We start from the raw sequence: 16226 nt of genomic DNA, 5'->3' as shown, positions 1-16226 counted from the left end.
GGCTTGGCGCGGGGGTGTGGCTGTGGCACGGTGGGGTTCAGGAAAAAGGAAGCCCCCATGCGCCAATACTGCATCGCCACCTGTCTGGCGCTGTCCCTCGCCACCCCGGCACAGGCAGATCTGGTCATCGACGGGCGCGCGGCGCAGGCGCTGCACTGTTCGGCCATGTTGTTCATCGTGTCCTCCACGCTGTATGACATGGGCGAAATTACGCGCAACACCCGCGACACGGCGCAGCGCGCAGCGCTGGTGATCCTTGATCAGGTGCCCGGCACCGAAGATCAGCGCCGCCGCGCGATGGTGCAGCGGTTTGACCGGATCATGACCAGCCGCACCCCGGCCGAACTGGTGACCGAATACAACGACACGGCCCGCTGGTGCAGAAACGCGTTTTTGCGGTGAGGGTCAGCCCAGCAGCCGCGCGGCAAGGTCTGGCAATTCGTCGAAATGATCCAGCAACGCCTCGGGGTGCAGGCGTTCGATGCTGCGGCCTTCGGGGCCGAAGGTGACAAGCACAACAGGCACCCCGGCGGCCAGCCCGGTGTTGCGGTCGGTCTCTGTGTCACCCACCAGCATCGACCGGCTGACGTTGCCGCCCGCCTGCCGCACCGCTGCGATATAGGGCGCGGCATCGGGTTTGCAGGTGGGCAGGGTATCGGCCCCGATCAACGCGCCGAACAACCCCCGGATGCCAAGCCGCAGGCACAGTTCTTCGGCCAGCCCTTCGGGCTTGTTGGTGCAGATCGACACCGCAAAGCCTTTGCTGCGCAACGCCTCGACCGCCTCTACCGCGCCGGGATACAGCTTTGTGTGCACGGCGATTGCCTGCCCATACGCCTCTAGCAGCAGCGGATATTGCGCGTCGATCATCGCATCATCCACCGCCCCCAGCCGCGAAAACCCCAGCCGCAGCATCGCCCGCCCGCCGTGAAAGGCGGTCAGCGTGTCGTCCGGCCCCAGCAGGGCACCATGGCCAAGCCCGCCAAAGCAGGCATTGGCGGCGGCCAGAAGGTCGCCGCTGGTATCGGCCAGAGTGCCGTCCAGATCGAAAACGACAGTGCGCATAGACTGTAACCTTGCGTGAGGAACACAGGCCTTGCGGCCCGGGGCCCCATGGGTAAAACGGGGACAACAAGAAAGAAAGGGGCGTTATGCCGGTATCCTTGGTCATTCTGGCAGCAGGTCAGGGCACGCGGATGAACTCCGACCTGCCCAAGGTGCTGCACCATGTGGCAGGCAGCCCCCTGTTGCACCATGCCATGCAGGCCGGCCGTGCGCTCGATCCTGAACGGGTGGTCGTGGTCACCGGGCATGGTGCCGATGCGGTCACCCGCGCCACGCTGGCCTATGACGAAGACGCGCTGACCGTGGTGCAGGCCGAACAGAACGGCACCGCCCACGCGGTGGCACAGGCTGCACCCTTGCTGGCCGATGCCTCGGGCGATGTGATCGTGCTCTACGGCGACACGCCGCTGGTGCGGGCTGAGACGCTGGAAGCGATGCAGGCCGCCCGCGCCCGCCATGCGGTGGTGGTGCTGGGCTTTCACGCCGCCGATCCGGGGCGCTATGGCCGGTTGGTGGCTGAGGGGGAGAGCCTGCTGAAGATCGTCGAATACAAGGATGCGTCAGATGAGGAACGCGCGATAACCCTTTGCAATTCCGGTGTGATCTGCGCCGATGCCAAGCTGATGTTCGACCTTGTGGGCCAAGTGGGCAATGCCAATGCGGCGGGGGAATACTACCTGACCGATCTGCCGGAACTGGCGCGGGCGCGTGGCCTGTCCGCCGGTGTGGTGATCTGCGACGAGGCGGAGACGCTGGGCGTGAACACCCGCGCGCAACTGGCGGATGCCGAACGCGCGTTCCAGATCCGTGCCCGCGCAGAGGCGCTGGAAAACGGCGTCACCCTGACAGCACCCGAAACCGTGTTCTTCGCGCTGGATACCGTGGTGGGCCGCGATGCCACCATCGGGCCGAATGTGATCTTCGGCCCCGGTGTCACCGTGGAATCCGGGGCCGAGATCAAAGCCTTCTGCCATCTGGAAGGCTGCCACGTCAGCCGCGGCGCCACCGTCGGCCCCTTTGCCCGCCTGCGCCCGGGGGCGGAACTGGCCGAGGATGTGCATGTCGGCAATTTCGTGGAAATCAAGAACGCCATTCTGGATGAAGGCGTCAAGGTTGGCCACCTGACCTATATCGGCGACGCGGATATCGGTGAGCATACCAATATCGGCGCGGGCACCGTCACCTGCAATTATGATGGCGTGATGAAGCATCGCACGCGGATCGGCAAAAACGCCTTCATCGGGTCGGATACCATGCTGGTGGCCCCGGTCACCGTGGGCGACCATGCGATGACCGCCTCTGGTTCCGTGATCACCGAAGATGTGCCGGCCGAGGCGCTCGCCATTGGCCGCGCGCGACAGCTGACCAAACCCGGGCTGGCAACCAAACTGTTCGCGCGTCTGCGCGCCATCAAGGCCGCAAAGGCCAAAGGATAACCCCATGTGTGGAATTGTCGGCGTTCTGGGCGATCACGAGGTTGCCCCCCTGCTGGTCGAAGCGCTCAAGCGGCTGGAATATCGCGGCTACGATTCCGCGGGCATCGCCACGGTGAACCACGGGCAGCTGGACCGGCGCCGCGCGGTGGGCAAACTGGTGAACCTGTCGGACCTGCTGGTGCATGAACCGCTCGCGGGCAAGGCGGGTATCGGCCACACCCGCTGGGCCACGCATGGTGCCGCCACGGTGGTGAACGCGCACCCACACAAGGCCGGGCCGGTGGCGGTGGTGCATAACGGCATCATCGAAAACTTCCGCGAGCTGCGCGCAGAGCTGGCGACGGCGGGCTACGCGCAGGAAAGCCAGACCGATACCGAAACCGTGGCGCTGCTGGTGCGGCAGGCGATGGACGGCGGGGCCACCCCGGCAGAGGCTGCACGCCAGACTGTGAAGCGCCTGCACGGCGCCTTTGCGCTGTGCTTTCTGTTCGACGGCGAAGACGACCTGCTGATCGCCGCGCGCAAGGGCAGCCCGCTCGCCATCGGCCATGGAGACGGCGAGATGTTTGTGGGGTCGGACGCCATCGCACTGGCCCCGATGACCGACCGCATCACCTATCTGGAGGAAGGCGACTGGGCGGTGATCACCCGCAAGGGGGCCGAGATCTTTGATGATCACGACCGCCGCGCCAACCGGGCCGAGACCCGCATCCAGATTGATGCCACGCGGATCGAAAAGGCCGGTTACAAGCATTTCATGGCCAAGGAAATTGCTGAACAGCCGGTGGTGCTGGCCGACGGGCTGCGCCATTATTCGCAAGGCGGGTCGGATGGCGGGGTGAACCCCGCCCTACACCTGCCAGCGGGCGTGGATTTCACCGGCGTTGACCGTTTGGTGCTGGTTGCCTGCGGCACCGCATCCTATGCCTGCCACGTCGCGAAATATTGGTTCGAGGCGTTGGCGGGCCTGCCCTGCGACATCGATATCGCATCGGAATTCCGCTACCGCGAACCGCCGCTTTCCCCCAATCAATGGGCGGTCTTCGTCAGCCAGTCGGGGGAAACGGCAGATACCCTCGCCGCCCTGCGCTATGCGAAAGAAAAGGTGGCCAAGGTCGTCTCGGTCGTCAACGTGCCCACCTCGTCCATCGCGCGCGAATCTGACCTGACCCTGCCGATCATGGCGGGGGTCGAGGTGGGGGTGGCCTCGACCAAGGCCTTCACCTCGCAGTTGATGGTGCTGGCGGTGATGGCGCTCAAGGCTGGGGTGGACCGGGGGCGGCTGGACAGCGCCGCCTTGGCCGGGCATCTGGCGGCGCTCCATGCGCTGCCGGGGCTGATGAACCACGCGCTTGGCCAGTCGGGCGAGATTGCCAAGCTGGCCGAGGAACTGGCCCGCGCGCAGGATATCCTGTTTCTGGGCCGCGGCCCGATGTATCCGATGGCGCTGGAAGGCGCGCTGAAGCTCAAGGAAATCAGCTACATCCACGCCGAAGGTTATGCGTCGGGTGAGCTGAAACACGGCCCCATCGCGTTGATCGACGCGCAGGTGCCGGTCATCGTTCTGGCCCCGCGCGACGCTTTGTTCGACAAGACCGTGTCAAACATGCAAGAGGTGATGGCGCGGCACGGCAAGGTGCTGCTGATCTCGGATGCCGCCGGTCTGGCCGAGGCTGGTCCCGGCACCTGGGCCACACTGACCATGCCCGCCGTCGACCCGATCTTTGCCCCGATCCTCTATGCCATTCCAGCGCAACTGCTGGCCTATCACACCGCCATTGCCAAGGGGACCGATGTGGACCAACCGCGCAATCTGGCCAAATCGGTGACTGTCGAATGACCCCCTATCAGGCGCTTGAAATCCTTGAGGCATTGTCGGACCCGGCCAAAGCCGCCGAGGCTGCCGACTACCACAAGGCCCCCGCAGACTCCGCCCGCCGCTATCTGGGCCTGACCCCGGCGCAGATCGATGAACACGCCACGCAATGGCGCGCCGATCTGTCGGTCGAAGCGCGGGTGTCGCTGGCCGAAGGTTTGTGGAACACCAATGTGCATGATGCACGGGTTGCCGCCACGAAATTGCTGACGCAAGCGCGCCTGCGCCCTGACAACCGGGCGTGGACGGTGATCTGCATGTGGGTGCCGGAGCTTGACGTCTGGGCACTGGCCGATCTGGTGACGACTGCCGGGCAAAAGCGGCTGATGGCGGACCCGGACCGGATCGCCGATTTGGAAGAGTGGGTGGACAGCCCGAACCACTGGGTGCGGCGCGCCAGCCTGATGATGCTGCTGCCCTGGGCCAAGATGAACAACCTCAAAGACGCCGATTACGACATCCGCGAAACCGGGCTGATCTGGGCCGAACATCTGGTGCGAGACCGCAACTGGTTCATCCAGAAGGCGATTGCCGACTGGATCGACACATTGGCCAAGCATGACCCCGCCCGCGCAGCCGAGTTCATGGATGGCCCCGGTCTGGGGCTGAAAACCTTTGCCCGCAAAGAGGCTGCGCGCCGCCTGCCCGACCTGCCGCTGACCGAAGACTGAAAGGCTAGGGCCGGCTGATCTGCCCGCCCCCCACCGCCGCACGAACCCCGGTGGTGGCGGGGCCCGATGTCGGCAGGCCGCGCATCACCCGCACGGCCAGATAGGCAAAGGCCTGCGCCTCCAGCATGTCGCCGTTCAACCCGATCGCCTCGACCGGGTCCACCGTTACGCCCAGACGCGCAGCCAGCGCCGCCATCAGCGCCGCATTGTGCCGCCCGCCGCCGCAGACCAGCACACGCGATACGGGTTGCGCAAAATGCTCGGCCCCGCGCGCGACTGCGGCAGCGGCACAGGCGACCAGCGTGGCGGCGGCATCGGCGTCGGGCAGATGCGCCACTGCGGGCAGCAGCGCCGGAAAATCATTCCTGTCCAGTGACTTCGGCGGCATTTTGAAGAAATAGGGGTGGGACAGGAAGGCCGTGACCACCGCTTCCTCCACCGTGCCCGAAGCCGCCAACTCGCCCCCCACATCCTGCGCCAGCCCGCGCCGCGCCAGCATCAGATCGTTCACCGGCGCATTGGCAGGCCCGGTGTCAAAGGCCAGCAGCGCGCCCGCATCCTCGGGCCGCTCGACCCTCGGGTCCACCCATGTCAGGTTGCCCACCCCGCCAAGGTTCAGAAACGCCACCGGCGCGTCCAGCCCGGCAAAACGGGCGCAGGCGTGGTGGAAGAACGGGGCCAGCGGCGCGCCCTGCCCGCCCATCTGCACATCGGTACTGCGGAAATCCCAGACCACAGGCACGCCCAGCACCTGCGCCAGCAAGGCCCCGTTGCCCGCCTGATGCGTGCCGCGACCGGCGGGCTCATGCGCCAGCGTCTGGCCGTGGAACCCCACGACATCGGCCCCGGAAAACCGCGACAGCACCTGCGCATGGGCGGTTTCCACCACATCTGCCGCCGCGGCCACCTGCGCATCCCCCGGCCAGCGGCCAAAGGCATCGCGGATCACCGCGCGTTCGTCAGACGTATAGGCGCGGTAGGCATCGGGGCCGAATTCCGCAATGCTGTGCCCGTCGGTCAGCACCATCGCCGCATCCACCCCGTCCAGCGAGGTGCCCGACATTGCCCCCAAGGCCCAGACCGGTTCCGATTGTCGCATCTTTCCAAGCCCCCCATCTTTCCAAGCCCCGCCATCTTTCCAAGCCCCTTGGCCGCCGCTATACCCCCCACAGTCTATGACACGAGGACGATATGACCTACCATCCGAAATCAGACTTCATGCGCGTGATGATGACCCGTGGCTTTCTGGCCGATTGCACGGATTATCAGGCGCTGGACGAGGCGTTTCTGAAGGGGGTCGTGCCGGCCTATATCGGCTATGACGCGACGGCGGCATCCTTGCATGTGGGCCACCTGCTGAACATCATGGTGCTGCGCTGGTTGCAGAAATGCGGGCACAAGCCGATCACCCTGATGGGCGGCGGCACCACCAAGGTGGGCGACCCAAGCTTCCGCGCCGAGGAACGGCCCTTGCTGACGCCGGAAAAGATTGATGAGAACATTGCCGGAATGCAGCAGGTGTTTGCCCGCTACCTTTCCTATGGCGACGGTGCGTCCGATGCCATCATGCTCAACAATGCCGAATGGCTGGACCATCTGAACTACCTCGAATTCCTGCGCGACATCGGGCGGCATTTCAGCGTGAACCGGATGCTGTCGTTTGACAGCGTAAAGTCGCGGCTGGACCGCGAGCAATCGCTGTCCTTCCTCGAATTCAACTACATGATCCTGCAAGCCTATGATTTTCTTGAAATCAACCGCCGCTATGGCTGCCTGTTGCAGATGGGCGGGTCGGATCAATGGGGCAATATCGTCAACGGCGTCGACCTGACCCGCCGGGTGGTGGATCATGAGGTGTATGGGTTGACCACGCCACTCCTGACCACGTCAGACGGGCGCAAGATGGGCAAATCGGCGAATGGTGCGGTCTGGCTGAATGGCGCGATGCTGTCGCCTTATGAATTCTGGCAGTTCTGGCGCAATTCCACCGATGCCGACGTCGGCCGCTTCCTCAAGCTGTTCACCGAATTGCCGCTGGAGGAGTGTGAGCGTCTGGGCGCGCTGCAAGGGTCCGAGATCAACGCCGCCAAGGTCATCCTCGCCAATGAGGTGACCAGCCTGCTGCACGGGGTTGAGGCCGCACAGGCCGCCGAGGCGACGGCGCGCGAAGTGTTTGAAAAAGGCGGCATCGGGGACGATCTGCCCACGGTGGCGCTGACGCCCGAGGAAATGGCGGATGGCATCGGCATCGTGCAGCTGTTCGTGCGTGCGGGTCTGTCGGCCAGTGGCAAGGATGCCAAGCGCCTGATCTCCGAAGGTGGCGCGCGGGTGAATGATGACATCGTAACCGACAGCGGCCGCCGCTTCGGCGCGGGCGATCTGGCCGAACCGCTGAAACTGACGGCAGGGAAAAAGCGGCACGCGCTGGTGACACTGGGCTGACGGGTTCTTGAAACGGTGATCTGCCCCGGCTAGCGTGCCGGGGCAGACCCTTTTCAGAAAGCACCCGCCATGATCCGCCCCACCGCCTTTTCCGCCGCCGGTCGCTTCTGGCGCGGCAATCTGCACACGCATTCCACCCGGTCCGATGGCGTGCTGCCGCCGGAAGAGGTGTGCCGCCGCTACCGCGCGGAAGGCTATGATTTTCTGGCGCTGACCGACCATTTCGTCGGCGCGTATGACTATCCGATCGTCGATACGGTGCCGTTCCGCGATGATCGCTTCACCACCATACTGGGGGCCGAGTTGCATTCCGGCGCGATGGCCAATGGCGAGCTGTGGCACATCCTTGCCGTCGGCCTGCCGCCTGATTTCGCCCCCTCCGACAGCCCGGATTTTCACCCCAAACCGGGGCAGGAAACCGCCGCTGATCTGGCCACCCGCGCCGTGGCCGCCGGGGCCTTCGTCGCAATCGCCCATCCGCAATGGTCGGGCCTGACACTGGCGGATGCGCGCGGCGTGACCGCTGCCCATGCGGTGGAGATCTACAACCACGGCTGCGCCATGGGTTGCGACCGGCCCGACGGTGCCGCCATAGCCGACCTGCTGCTGTCTGAGGGCCGGCACCTGACCATGATCGCCACCGATGACGCGCATTTCTATGAACCCGACCATTTCGGCGGCTGGGTGATGGTGAAATCTCCCGAGAACACGCCCGACGCCCTGCTGGCCGCGCTGAAATCCGGCGAGTTCTACTCCAGCCAGGGGCCGGAGCTGCGCGACATCCGCCTGTTTGAAGACCGGATCGAGGTCGACAGCACCACCGTTGCCGCCATGATCGTGCAGGGCCAAGGCACCGCCGCCCGCGCCGTGCATGGCCATTCGATGACCACGTCCGAACTGGACCTGAGCCGGTTCGGCAACAGCCCCTGGCTTCGGGTCACGGTGATGGATGCGGCGGGCAAGAAAGCCTGGTCCAATCCGATCTGGCGGTAGTGCCGGGCAGAACGGACAGGCGCGCTCCGCGCGGGAGTATTTGTGTCAAAATGAAACGGCAGACGCGTCATCCTTTCATCTTGATCCAAATACTCCGGGGGTTTGGGGGCAGCGCCCCCATTATTCCAGCCGCGCCGGAAAGCCCTCTGCGCGCAGATCAGTGCCCAGCACATCTTCCAGCAGCTTCACGATCTGCGTCGATTGCGCCGCCCCGCCATAGGCCGCGCGACCTTTGACAAAGGTCTGCAAGGTCTGCCCCGCCAGATCCAGCGGCACGCCGAATTCCTGTCCGAAGCCCATCGCAAAGCCGAGGTCTTTCAGCGCCAGATCCATGGTGAAGGCGATGTCATAGCTGCCGTTCAGGATCAGCTGGCCCTCGGTCTCATGCACGAAACTGCTGCCCGATGAGGCTGCAATCGCCTCCCACGCGGTTTTCAGGTCCAGCCCGCCGCGGCGTGCCAGCATCAGCGCCTCGCCATCCGCCACCAGATGGATGAAGGCCAGCATATTGGTGATCACCTTGATCACCGCCGCAGACCCCAGCGGCCCCATGTGGAACAGCCGGTTGCCGATCGCCATGAGTGCGGGGCGGTGCAGCTCCAAAAGGTCAGCCTCGCCGCCGACCAGCACGGTGATCTCGCCGCGCGCCGCCAGATGCACGCCGCCGGTGACAGGGGCCTCCAGCATCCGCAGCCCCGCCGCCTGCGCTTGTGCGGCCAGCCCCAGCACATCGTCGCGGCCGAGGGTGGAGTTTTCCACCCAGGTCATGCCGGGCCGGGCCGTGGTCAGCACCTGCGCCAGCACCGCCGCCGATACGGCGGGTGAGGGCAGACAGGTGAACACATGGTCCACCTGCGCCGCCAGATCCGCCGGGCTGTCCGCCACCCCTGCCCCCATCGCCCGGTGCCGGTCTGCCAGCCCCGCGTCACGGTCATGCACCACCACCTGATGGCCCGCCCGGATCAGGCTGGCCGCCAGATGCCCGCCCAGATTGCCAAGGCCGATATAGCCGATCTTCAAGCTGCTTCTCCGTCCATGGGCTGTTTCACTGAAAATGAATCCGGTATTTCGCCCGGATCGCCGCGTCGATTTCCGGCGCAACCCGGCACCCCGCCTTTGCAAGAATTGCATTCTTGCGCTCCACCGCCTTGTCCAGCAGTTGCGGCTTGCCCGCCTCGTTCCATTCCTTCGGGCTCATCCGGTTGCCCACCATCGGATAGGTGTATTCGGTCTGCATCAGCCGCAGGGTCTGGTCTGACCCGAGGTAATGCCCCGGCCCGCCAAGGCAGACCTCTTTCATCGCCTCAATACTGGTGCTGTCCTCGGTCACGTCGATCCCGCGCACGCAGCGCATCGCCTGCCCCAGAAGGTCATCGCCCAGCACCAGCGATTCCAGACAGAACCCCAGCAGCGATGCGTGCATTCCCACCGCCTCGTAGCACAGGTTGAGGCCCGCCAGCCCCGCGAGGGTGTTGGTGATCCCCTGCTCCCACCCGGCCTGCATGTCGGGCAGCTTGCTGTCCGATATGCCCGATGCGGCCCCCCCCGGCAGGTCGTAAAAGCGGTGCATCTGCGCGCACCCTGCCGTCAGCAGCGCCTGCTCGGCTGATCCGCCCGACATCGCGCCGGTGCGCAGATCGCTGACGAAAGGCCAGGTGCCAAAGATGCAGGGCGCGCCCTTTTTGATGGAATTGGCATAGACCACGCCGGCCAGACATTCCGCCACCGCCTGCACGATGGTCAGCGCAATCGGCGCAGGTGCCGTCGCCCCGGCCTGCCCCGCCGACAGCAACAGCATCGGCATCCCGCGCCGGATGCAATCCTCCATGGTGATGCAGCTTTCTTCGGCAAACTTCATCGGCGGCACGACAAAGCAGTTGGAATTGCTGACAAACGGCCGCTCCAGCCATTTCTCCTCGCCGCCCGCCACCATGTAGAGCATGTCAAAACAATCAGCCACATGGGCCGGGTCGCTGAACGAGGTGCCGACATGCTTCACCGTGCCCGCCAGACAGCCATACAGCGTGTTCAGGTCCATATCGCGGTTGTCGACCACATCGCGGCAGACCATGGTGCGCTGGTAGAAATGAATATTGTCGAGGTTATCGACCAGCCGCGCCGCATCATACAGATCCTGCGCGGTGCTGTCGCGATACTCCAGCGTGAACGGGTCCACGATATGCACCGCCGCGCCCGCCGTGCCGTAATGCACATTGGTCCCGGTCAGGTGCATGTCATGGCGCGGGTCGCGGGCGTAAAGCGTGATATCGCGCGCCGCGACCGCCAGCATATCCTCGACCAAGCCACGCGGAAAGCGCAGCCGCCCGTCATTGCCCTGAATGGCCCCCGCCGCCGTCATCACCTCCACGCCTGATGGTGGGGCCTGCGACAACCCGATCTCCTCCAGCGCCTGCAACGCCGCCTGATGGATCCGCGCCATGCCCGCGTCGGTCAGCGGCCGGTACTGCCCGCCCGGCATCCCCGGCCGGATCGGGCGCATCGCATCCGACAAGGGGGCCGAGCGCAACGCCACCCGCGCCCCCCGCCCGCCTGACCGCTTTGCACGCGACGGCTCACACACTTCGCCAAGATCACTCATCGCTTTGCCTATCATCTGTTCATAAATATCCTCTGGGGGTCCGGGGGCAGACAGCCCCCCGGCGCTTGTCACGCACGCATCCGTTCGGATTTCGGGTCATACATCGGCACCAAGGACACCTCGGCCTCGAACCGCCGCCCGGCAATCTCGATCTGATAACCCGATCCCAGCACATCCGCCTCGCTCTGCCCCGCACAAGGCACATAGCCCAAGCCCACAGCCCCACCCAAGGCATGGCCATAATTGCCACTTGTCACCGGCCCGACGATGCGGCCATCGCGCACAATCGCCTCGTTGTGAAAGATCATCGCTTCCGGGTCGCGCACCAGAAACTGCACCATCCGCCGCGACAGGCCGGCGTCTTGCTTGCGCAGCACCGCGTCGCGTCCGATGAAGGCAGGCTTTTTGCGGCTGACGGCAAAGCCAAGTCCGGCCTCCAGCACATGATCCTCGTCGGTGATATCATGGCCGAAATGCCGGTAGGCCTTCTCGATCCGGCAGGAATCAAGCGCATGCAGACCGCACAGCTTCAACTCGGGCGCCGCCTCGACAAGCGCCTCAAACACATGGGCGGCCTGATCGGTCGACACATACAGCTCCCAGCCGAGTTCCCCCACATAAGACACCCGGTGCGCCCGGGCTTGCACCATGCCGATCTCGATTTCGCGGGCTGTGCCAAAGGGATGCGCTGCAGTGCTGAAGTCCTGCGGCGACACCCGGCCCAGCACATCGCGCGCATTCGGCCCCATCAGGCACAGCACCGCTTCCGCCGCCGTGACATCAGTGATCACCGCGAAATCATCCCCCAGATGCCGCCGCAGCCAGGCCAGATCGCGCTGCAAGGTCGCCCCCGGCACCACCAGCAGATAGGCGGTTTCCGACAGGCGCGTGACGGTCAGATCGCTCTCAATCCCACCCTTCGCATTCAGCATCTGGGCATAGACCACCCGCCCGACCGCCACATCGACCTGGGCGGCACAGACCCGGTTCAGGAAGGCGCAGGCGTCGCGCCCTTCGACCCGGATCTTGCCAAAGCTGGTCATGTCAAACAGGCCCACGTCGGTCCGCACCGCCATATGCTCGGCGCGCTGATTGGCAAACCAGTTCGCCCGTCCCCAGCCATAGCGGTACGCTGGCTCCTGCCCCGCATCGGCAAACCAGTTCGCCCGCTCCCATCCCGCCACCTCGCCGAACACCGCGCCGCGCGCGGTCAAGGCCCCGTGCAGCGGGCTGCGCCGGATGGCCCTGCTGGTCGCCATCTGGCGGTAGGGGTAGTGATCGGCGTAGAGCAGCCCCAGAGTCTCGCTGACCCGTTCCTGCAGATAGCGGCGGTTCTTCTGGAACGGCTGCGCCCGGCGGATATCCACCTCCCACAGATCAAACGGCGGCTCGCCTTCGGTGATCCAGTGGGCAAGCGCCATCCCCGCCCCGCCGCTCGACGCAATCCCGATGGAATTGTACCCCGCCGCCACCCAATAGCCGCCCAGTTCCGGAGCCTCACCCAGATAATAGCGGTCATCAGGCGTGAAACTCTCCGGCCCATTGAAAAACGTGTGAATCCCCGCCGACTGGAACAAGGGCATCCGCTCCATCGCCGCTTCCAGAATCGGCTGAAAATGGTCCCAGTCCTCGGGCAGCGTGTCGAATTCGAAATCGGCGCGGATGCCGCCCATGCCCCAGGGTTTGGCCTTTGGCTCGAAGGCCCCCAGCATCATCTTGCCGGCGTCGGATTTGTAATAGGCGCATTCATCGGGCACCCGCAGCACCGGCAGATGGCCCAACCCCTCGATCGGTTCGGTCACCAGATAGAAATGCTCGCAGGCATGCAGCGGCACCGTCACCCCGTTCTGCGCCGCAAGATCACGCCCCCACATGCCGCCGCAGTTGATCACCACATCAGCGGCAATGGTCCCCGGCCCCTCCGGCCCGGTGTATTCGACGCCCGTCACCCGCCCCCCTGCCGTTGTCACGCGCGTCACCGCCACCCCTTCGGCAATCACCGCCCCGCGCATCCGGGCACCCTTGGCCAAGGCCATGGCGATATTGGCCGGATCGCACTGCCCGTCCAGCGGCAGATGCACGCCGCCCAGCACATCGCCCACGTTCAGATGCGGATACATCGCCTTGATCTCGGCGGGTGAGACCTCCCCCACCTCGACATCGAAAATCCGCGCCAGCGTCGCCTGACGGCGCAGCTCTTCCAGCCGGTCCGGCGTCAGCGCCACCGAAATCGAGCCCACCTGCCGCATGCCCGTCGCGATGCCGGTCTCTGCCTCCAGCCCCACGTAAAGCCCCGCCGAATAGCGCGCGAGCCGGGTCATGTTGGCCGATCCGCGCAACTGCCCGATCAGCCCCGCTGCATGCCAGGTGGTGCCCGAGGTCAGCCGCTTGCGCTCCAACAACACAATATCGGTCCACCCCGCCTTTGCCAGATGATAGGCGACCGAGCATCCCGAGATGCCCCCCCCAATGATCACCGCCCGCGCTTTCTCCGGCAAACCCACGTCCCGCCCCTTCATCTTGACTAAATACTCTCGGGGGGTCCGGGGGGCAGACAGCCCCCCGGTCCTGTCCTCTCAGCCGCGCAACCGCGCGTTATCCGCGTCCCACACCGGCCCCTCGGGCATCACTTCCGCGCGGACCCGGTCGCCAAACACCTCAACTTCCACCACCGTCCCCGGCACCGCCAGATCCGTGCGCAGCATGCCGAGCCCAAGGCAGGCCCCCACCCGGTGGCCCCAGCCTGCACTGGTGACCTCGCCCACCACCACGCCGTGGTGCCAGAGCGCCGCCATATAGGGCGGGTCCAGCTCACCCGCTGCAATCCGCAGGGTGACAAAGCGCTTGGTGACACCGGCCTGTTTTTCAGCCGCCAATGCCGCCCGCCCCCGGAACGCGGGCTTGGACCAGTCGACAAAGCGCTCCAGCCCGGCCTGCAGCACGGTGTAATCGGTGGACAGATCGCCCTTCCACGCGCGGTAGCCCTTCTCGATCCGCAGGGCGTTCAGCGCGAACATGCCAAAGGGTCGCAACCCATGCGCCTGCCCCGCCGCCCAGACTGCCTCCCAGACCAGAGGCGTATCCGCCACCCGAGAATGGATCTCCCATCCCAACTCGCCGGCAAAGCTGACCCGCATCAGCAGCACATCGGCCCCGGCAATCCGCGCAGTCTGCCACGTCAGCCAAGGCCGCGTGAGGTCAGCATCCGTTACCCCCGCCAGCACGTCCCGCGCCTTTGGTCCGGTCAGGATCTGCGTCGACCACGCCTCGGTCTGGTCTTCCAGCACCAGCCCCGGGGCCAGATGCCGCAGCAGCCAGTCCTTGTCATGCGCTTGCGCGGTGGCGGCGGTGATCAGCAGCACCTTGTCTTCGGCCAGCCGGGCCACCGACATCTCGGTCACGATCCGGCCCTTGTCATCGGCGAAATAGGCCAGCCCCAGCCGCCCGACGGATGGCACCTTGCCGGTGATCTGCAGGGCCAGCCACTCCGCCACCCCCGGCCCGGTCACCACAAAGCGCGAAAACCCCGGCAGGTCGAGGATGCCGCAGGCATCCCGCACCGCCGCGCACTCCGCCTGCACCGCCCGGAACCACGGCCCCTTGCGGGCCCATGTGCGCTGCGCGTCCTCGCTGGTGTCATCCCCGTCGCCCGCATACCACAGCGCCCGCTCCCAGCCGTTATACGGCCCGAACTGCGCGCCCAGAGCGGCCACCCGGTCATGCACGGGGCTTGCTTTCTTCATCCGCCCGGCAGGCCAGACATGATGCGGGAAATGCATGGCATATTCATGCCCGTACACCTCCATCCCCTTGGCGACGCAGTAATCGTGATCTTCAAACCCGGTAAACCGGCGCGGATCGCAGGACCACATGTCCCATTCCGTCGCCCCTTCCGTCACCCATTCCGCCAGAACCTTGCCCGCGCCCCCCGCCTGACAGATGCCAAAGGTGAAGACACAGGCCTCAAACGCATTGGGCACCCCCGGCATCGGCCCGATCAGCGGGTTGCCGTCGGGGGTATAGGGGATCGGCCCGTTGATCACCTTTTGCAGGTTCGCCTGCGCCAACAGCGGCACCCGCGCCATCGCATCGGTGATCTGGAATTCCAGCCGCTCCAGATCGTCGGGGAACAGCTGAAAGCTGAAGTCATCGGGCATCGGGTCATCGGGCGTCGCCCAATGCGCGCGGCAGGGGTTTTCATAGGGGCCAAGGTTGAAGCCCATCTTTTCCTGCCGCAGGTAATAAGACGAATCCACATCGCGCAGCAGCGGCAACTTGTGGCCGACCTCGCGCGTCCAGGCTTCCAGCTCGGGGATGGCGTCGAACAGCATGTACTGATGGCTCATCACCATCATCGGCACGCGGCGGCCGAACATCCGGCCGACCTCTGCCGCATAGTAGCCGCCTGCGTTGACCACATATTCGGCCCGGATCTCGCCCTTGGGTGTGGTCAGCACCCATTCTGTCCCGGTCCACGCGGCCTGAGTCACCGGGCAGAACCGCTCCACATGCGCGCCCATATCGCGCGCGCCCTTGGCCAGCGCCTGCGTCAGTTGGGCCGGGTCAATGTCGCCGTCATAGGGATCATACAGCGCGCCGGTCAGGTCATGGGTTTGCACAAACGGATAGCGCGCGCGGATCTCGTCGGGGCCAAGGATCTCCAGATCCATCCCCTGCGACCGGCCCATCCCGGCCACCCGGCGGAACTCCAGCAGCCGTTCCGCACTATGCCCCAGCCGCACCGATCCGGTGACATTGTAATTCATCGGATAGCCGACCTGATCGCCCAGGGTCCGGTAAAGCCCTGCCGAATAGCGCTGCATGTTCATGATAGACCAGCTGGCCGAAAACGTCGGCACATTGCCCGCCGCATGCCAGGTGCTGCCCGCCGTCAGCTCGTTCTTCTCCAGCAACACGCAGTCGCGCCACCCGGCCAGGGCCAGATGGTACAGGCACGACGCCCCCACAGCGCCCCCGCCAATGATCACCACACGCGCGCTGCCCGGCAAGCCTGCCATGCCACTCTCCCCTGCCAACTGTCGCCACTATCCGCGCAGACACAAAGTCTTTCAATTCACCCTCATGCCCCCTATTGATCGGAAATCCCGATCAGCTTCATCTTGACCCAAGTACTCCAGGGTCAG

The 16226-nt window shown here is 65.4% G+C and carries 12 protein-coding genes; 6 read left to right on the top strand and 6 right to left on the bottom strand.

Translation table 11 applies throughout. The features are described from left to right. The first annotated feature begins 57 nt into the window (after positions 1–57). On the top strand, positions 58–402 hold the full coding sequence (locus Q7J44_RS02415; RefSeq protein WP_304876639.1) for a hypothetical protein: 345 nt from the start codon (positions 58–60) through the stop codon (positions 400–402). Positions 403–405: 3 nt separating this feature from the next. Here the strand turns inward: Q7J44_RS02415 and Q7J44_RS02410 are convergent, their stop codons facing one another. Beyond that, positions 406–1065, bottom strand: a complete 660-nt coding sequence (locus tag Q7J44_RS02410; protein WP_304876637.1) for an HAD-IA family hydrolase — start codon at positions 1063–1065, stop codon at positions 406–408. Between the two features lie 86 nt (positions 1066–1151). Here Q7J44_RS02410 and glmU point away from each other — a divergent pair, with 86 nt between their 5' ends. From glmU to Q7J44_RS02395, 3 genes are read left to right on the top strand one after another with little or no spacing between them, the layout of a single operon-like run. Beyond that, a complete protein-coding gene (gene glmU / locus Q7J44_RS02405) occupies positions 1152–2501 on the top strand; it encodes a bifunctional UDP-N-acetylglucosamine diphosphorylase/glucosamine-1-phosphate N-acetyltransferase GlmU (protein WP_304876635.1) in 1350 nt (449 codons plus the stop codon). A 4-nt stretch (positions 2502–2505) separates the two neighbouring features. Beyond that, complete coding sequence (gene glmS / locus Q7J44_RS02400) at positions 2506–4341, top strand: glutamine--fructose-6-phosphate transaminase (isomerizing) (protein ID WP_304876633.1); 1836 nt, start codon at positions 2506–2508, stop codon at positions 4339–4341. Beyond that, positions 4338–5048 (top strand): DNA alkylation repair protein, encoded by a 711-nt coding sequence (locus Q7J44_RS02395; RefSeq protein ID WP_304876631.1) that lies wholly within the window; start codon positions 4338–4340, stop codon positions 5046–5048. Before glmS ends, Q7J44_RS02395 begins: the two co-directional genes overlap by 4 nt. A gap of 4 nt (positions 5049–5052) precedes the next feature. Here the strand turns inward: Q7J44_RS02395 and Q7J44_RS02390 are convergent, their stop codons facing one another. Continuing rightward, positions 5053–6147: an anhydro-N-acetylmuramic acid kinase gene (locus tag Q7J44_RS02390; protein WP_304876629.1), complete on the bottom strand. Its 1095-nt coding sequence runs from the start codon at positions 6145–6147 to the stop codon at positions 5053–5055. A 92-nt stretch (positions 6148–6239) separates the two neighbouring features. On the opposite strand from Q7J44_RS02390, the gene tyrS reads away from it, so the two are divergent. Together tyrS and Q7J44_RS02380 are read left to right on the top strand one after the other, a co-directional pair. Then, on the top strand, positions 6240–7490 hold the full coding sequence (gene tyrS / locus Q7J44_RS02385) for a tyrosine--tRNA ligase (RefSeq protein ID WP_304876627.1): 1251 nt from the start codon (positions 6240–6242) through the stop codon (positions 7488–7490). A 69-nt stretch (positions 7491–7559) separates the two neighbouring features. Further along, a complete protein-coding gene (locus tag Q7J44_RS02380) occupies positions 7560–8483 on the top strand; it encodes a CehA/McbA family metallohydrolase (RefSeq protein WP_370692940.1) in 924 nt (307 codons plus the stop codon). 120 nt (positions 8484–8603) lie between these two features. On the opposite strand, the gene Q7J44_RS02375 is transcribed toward Q7J44_RS02380, so the two are convergent. The 4 genes from Q7J44_RS02375 to Q7J44_RS02360 form a co-directional block, all read right to left on the bottom strand. Beyond that, positions 8604–9503, bottom strand: a complete 900-nt coding sequence (locus Q7J44_RS02375; protein ID WP_304876625.1) for an NAD(P)-dependent oxidoreductase — start codon at positions 9501–9503, stop codon at positions 8604–8606. A gap of 25 nt (positions 9504–9528) precedes the next feature. After that, positions 9529–11082: a trimethylamine methyltransferase family protein gene (locus Q7J44_RS02370; protein ID WP_304876623.1), complete on the bottom strand. Its 1554-nt coding sequence runs from the start codon at positions 11080–11082 to the stop codon at positions 9529–9531. Positions 11083–11150: 68 nt separating this feature from the next. Further along, on the bottom strand, positions 11151–13601 hold the full coding sequence (locus tag Q7J44_RS02365) for an FAD-dependent oxidoreductase (RefSeq protein WP_304876621.1): 2451 nt from the start codon (positions 13599–13601) through the stop codon (positions 11151–11153). A 57-nt stretch (positions 13602–13658) separates the two neighbouring features. Further along, positions 13659–16100 carry an FAD-dependent oxidoreductase gene (locus Q7J44_RS02360; RefSeq protein WP_304876619.1) on the bottom strand — a complete coding sequence of 814 codons (2442 nt, stop codon included), beginning with the start codon at positions 16098–16100 and terminating at the stop codon, positions 13659–13661. Positions 16101–16226 lie beyond the last annotated feature (126 nt).

It is taken from the genome of Pseudotabrizicola sp. (assembly GCF_030656345.1).
Lineage (GTDB): Bacteria > Pseudomonadota > Alphaproteobacteria > Rhodobacterales > Rhodobacteraceae > Pseudotabrizicola.
This window is presented reverse-complemented; position numbering and strand designations above follow the sequence as displayed.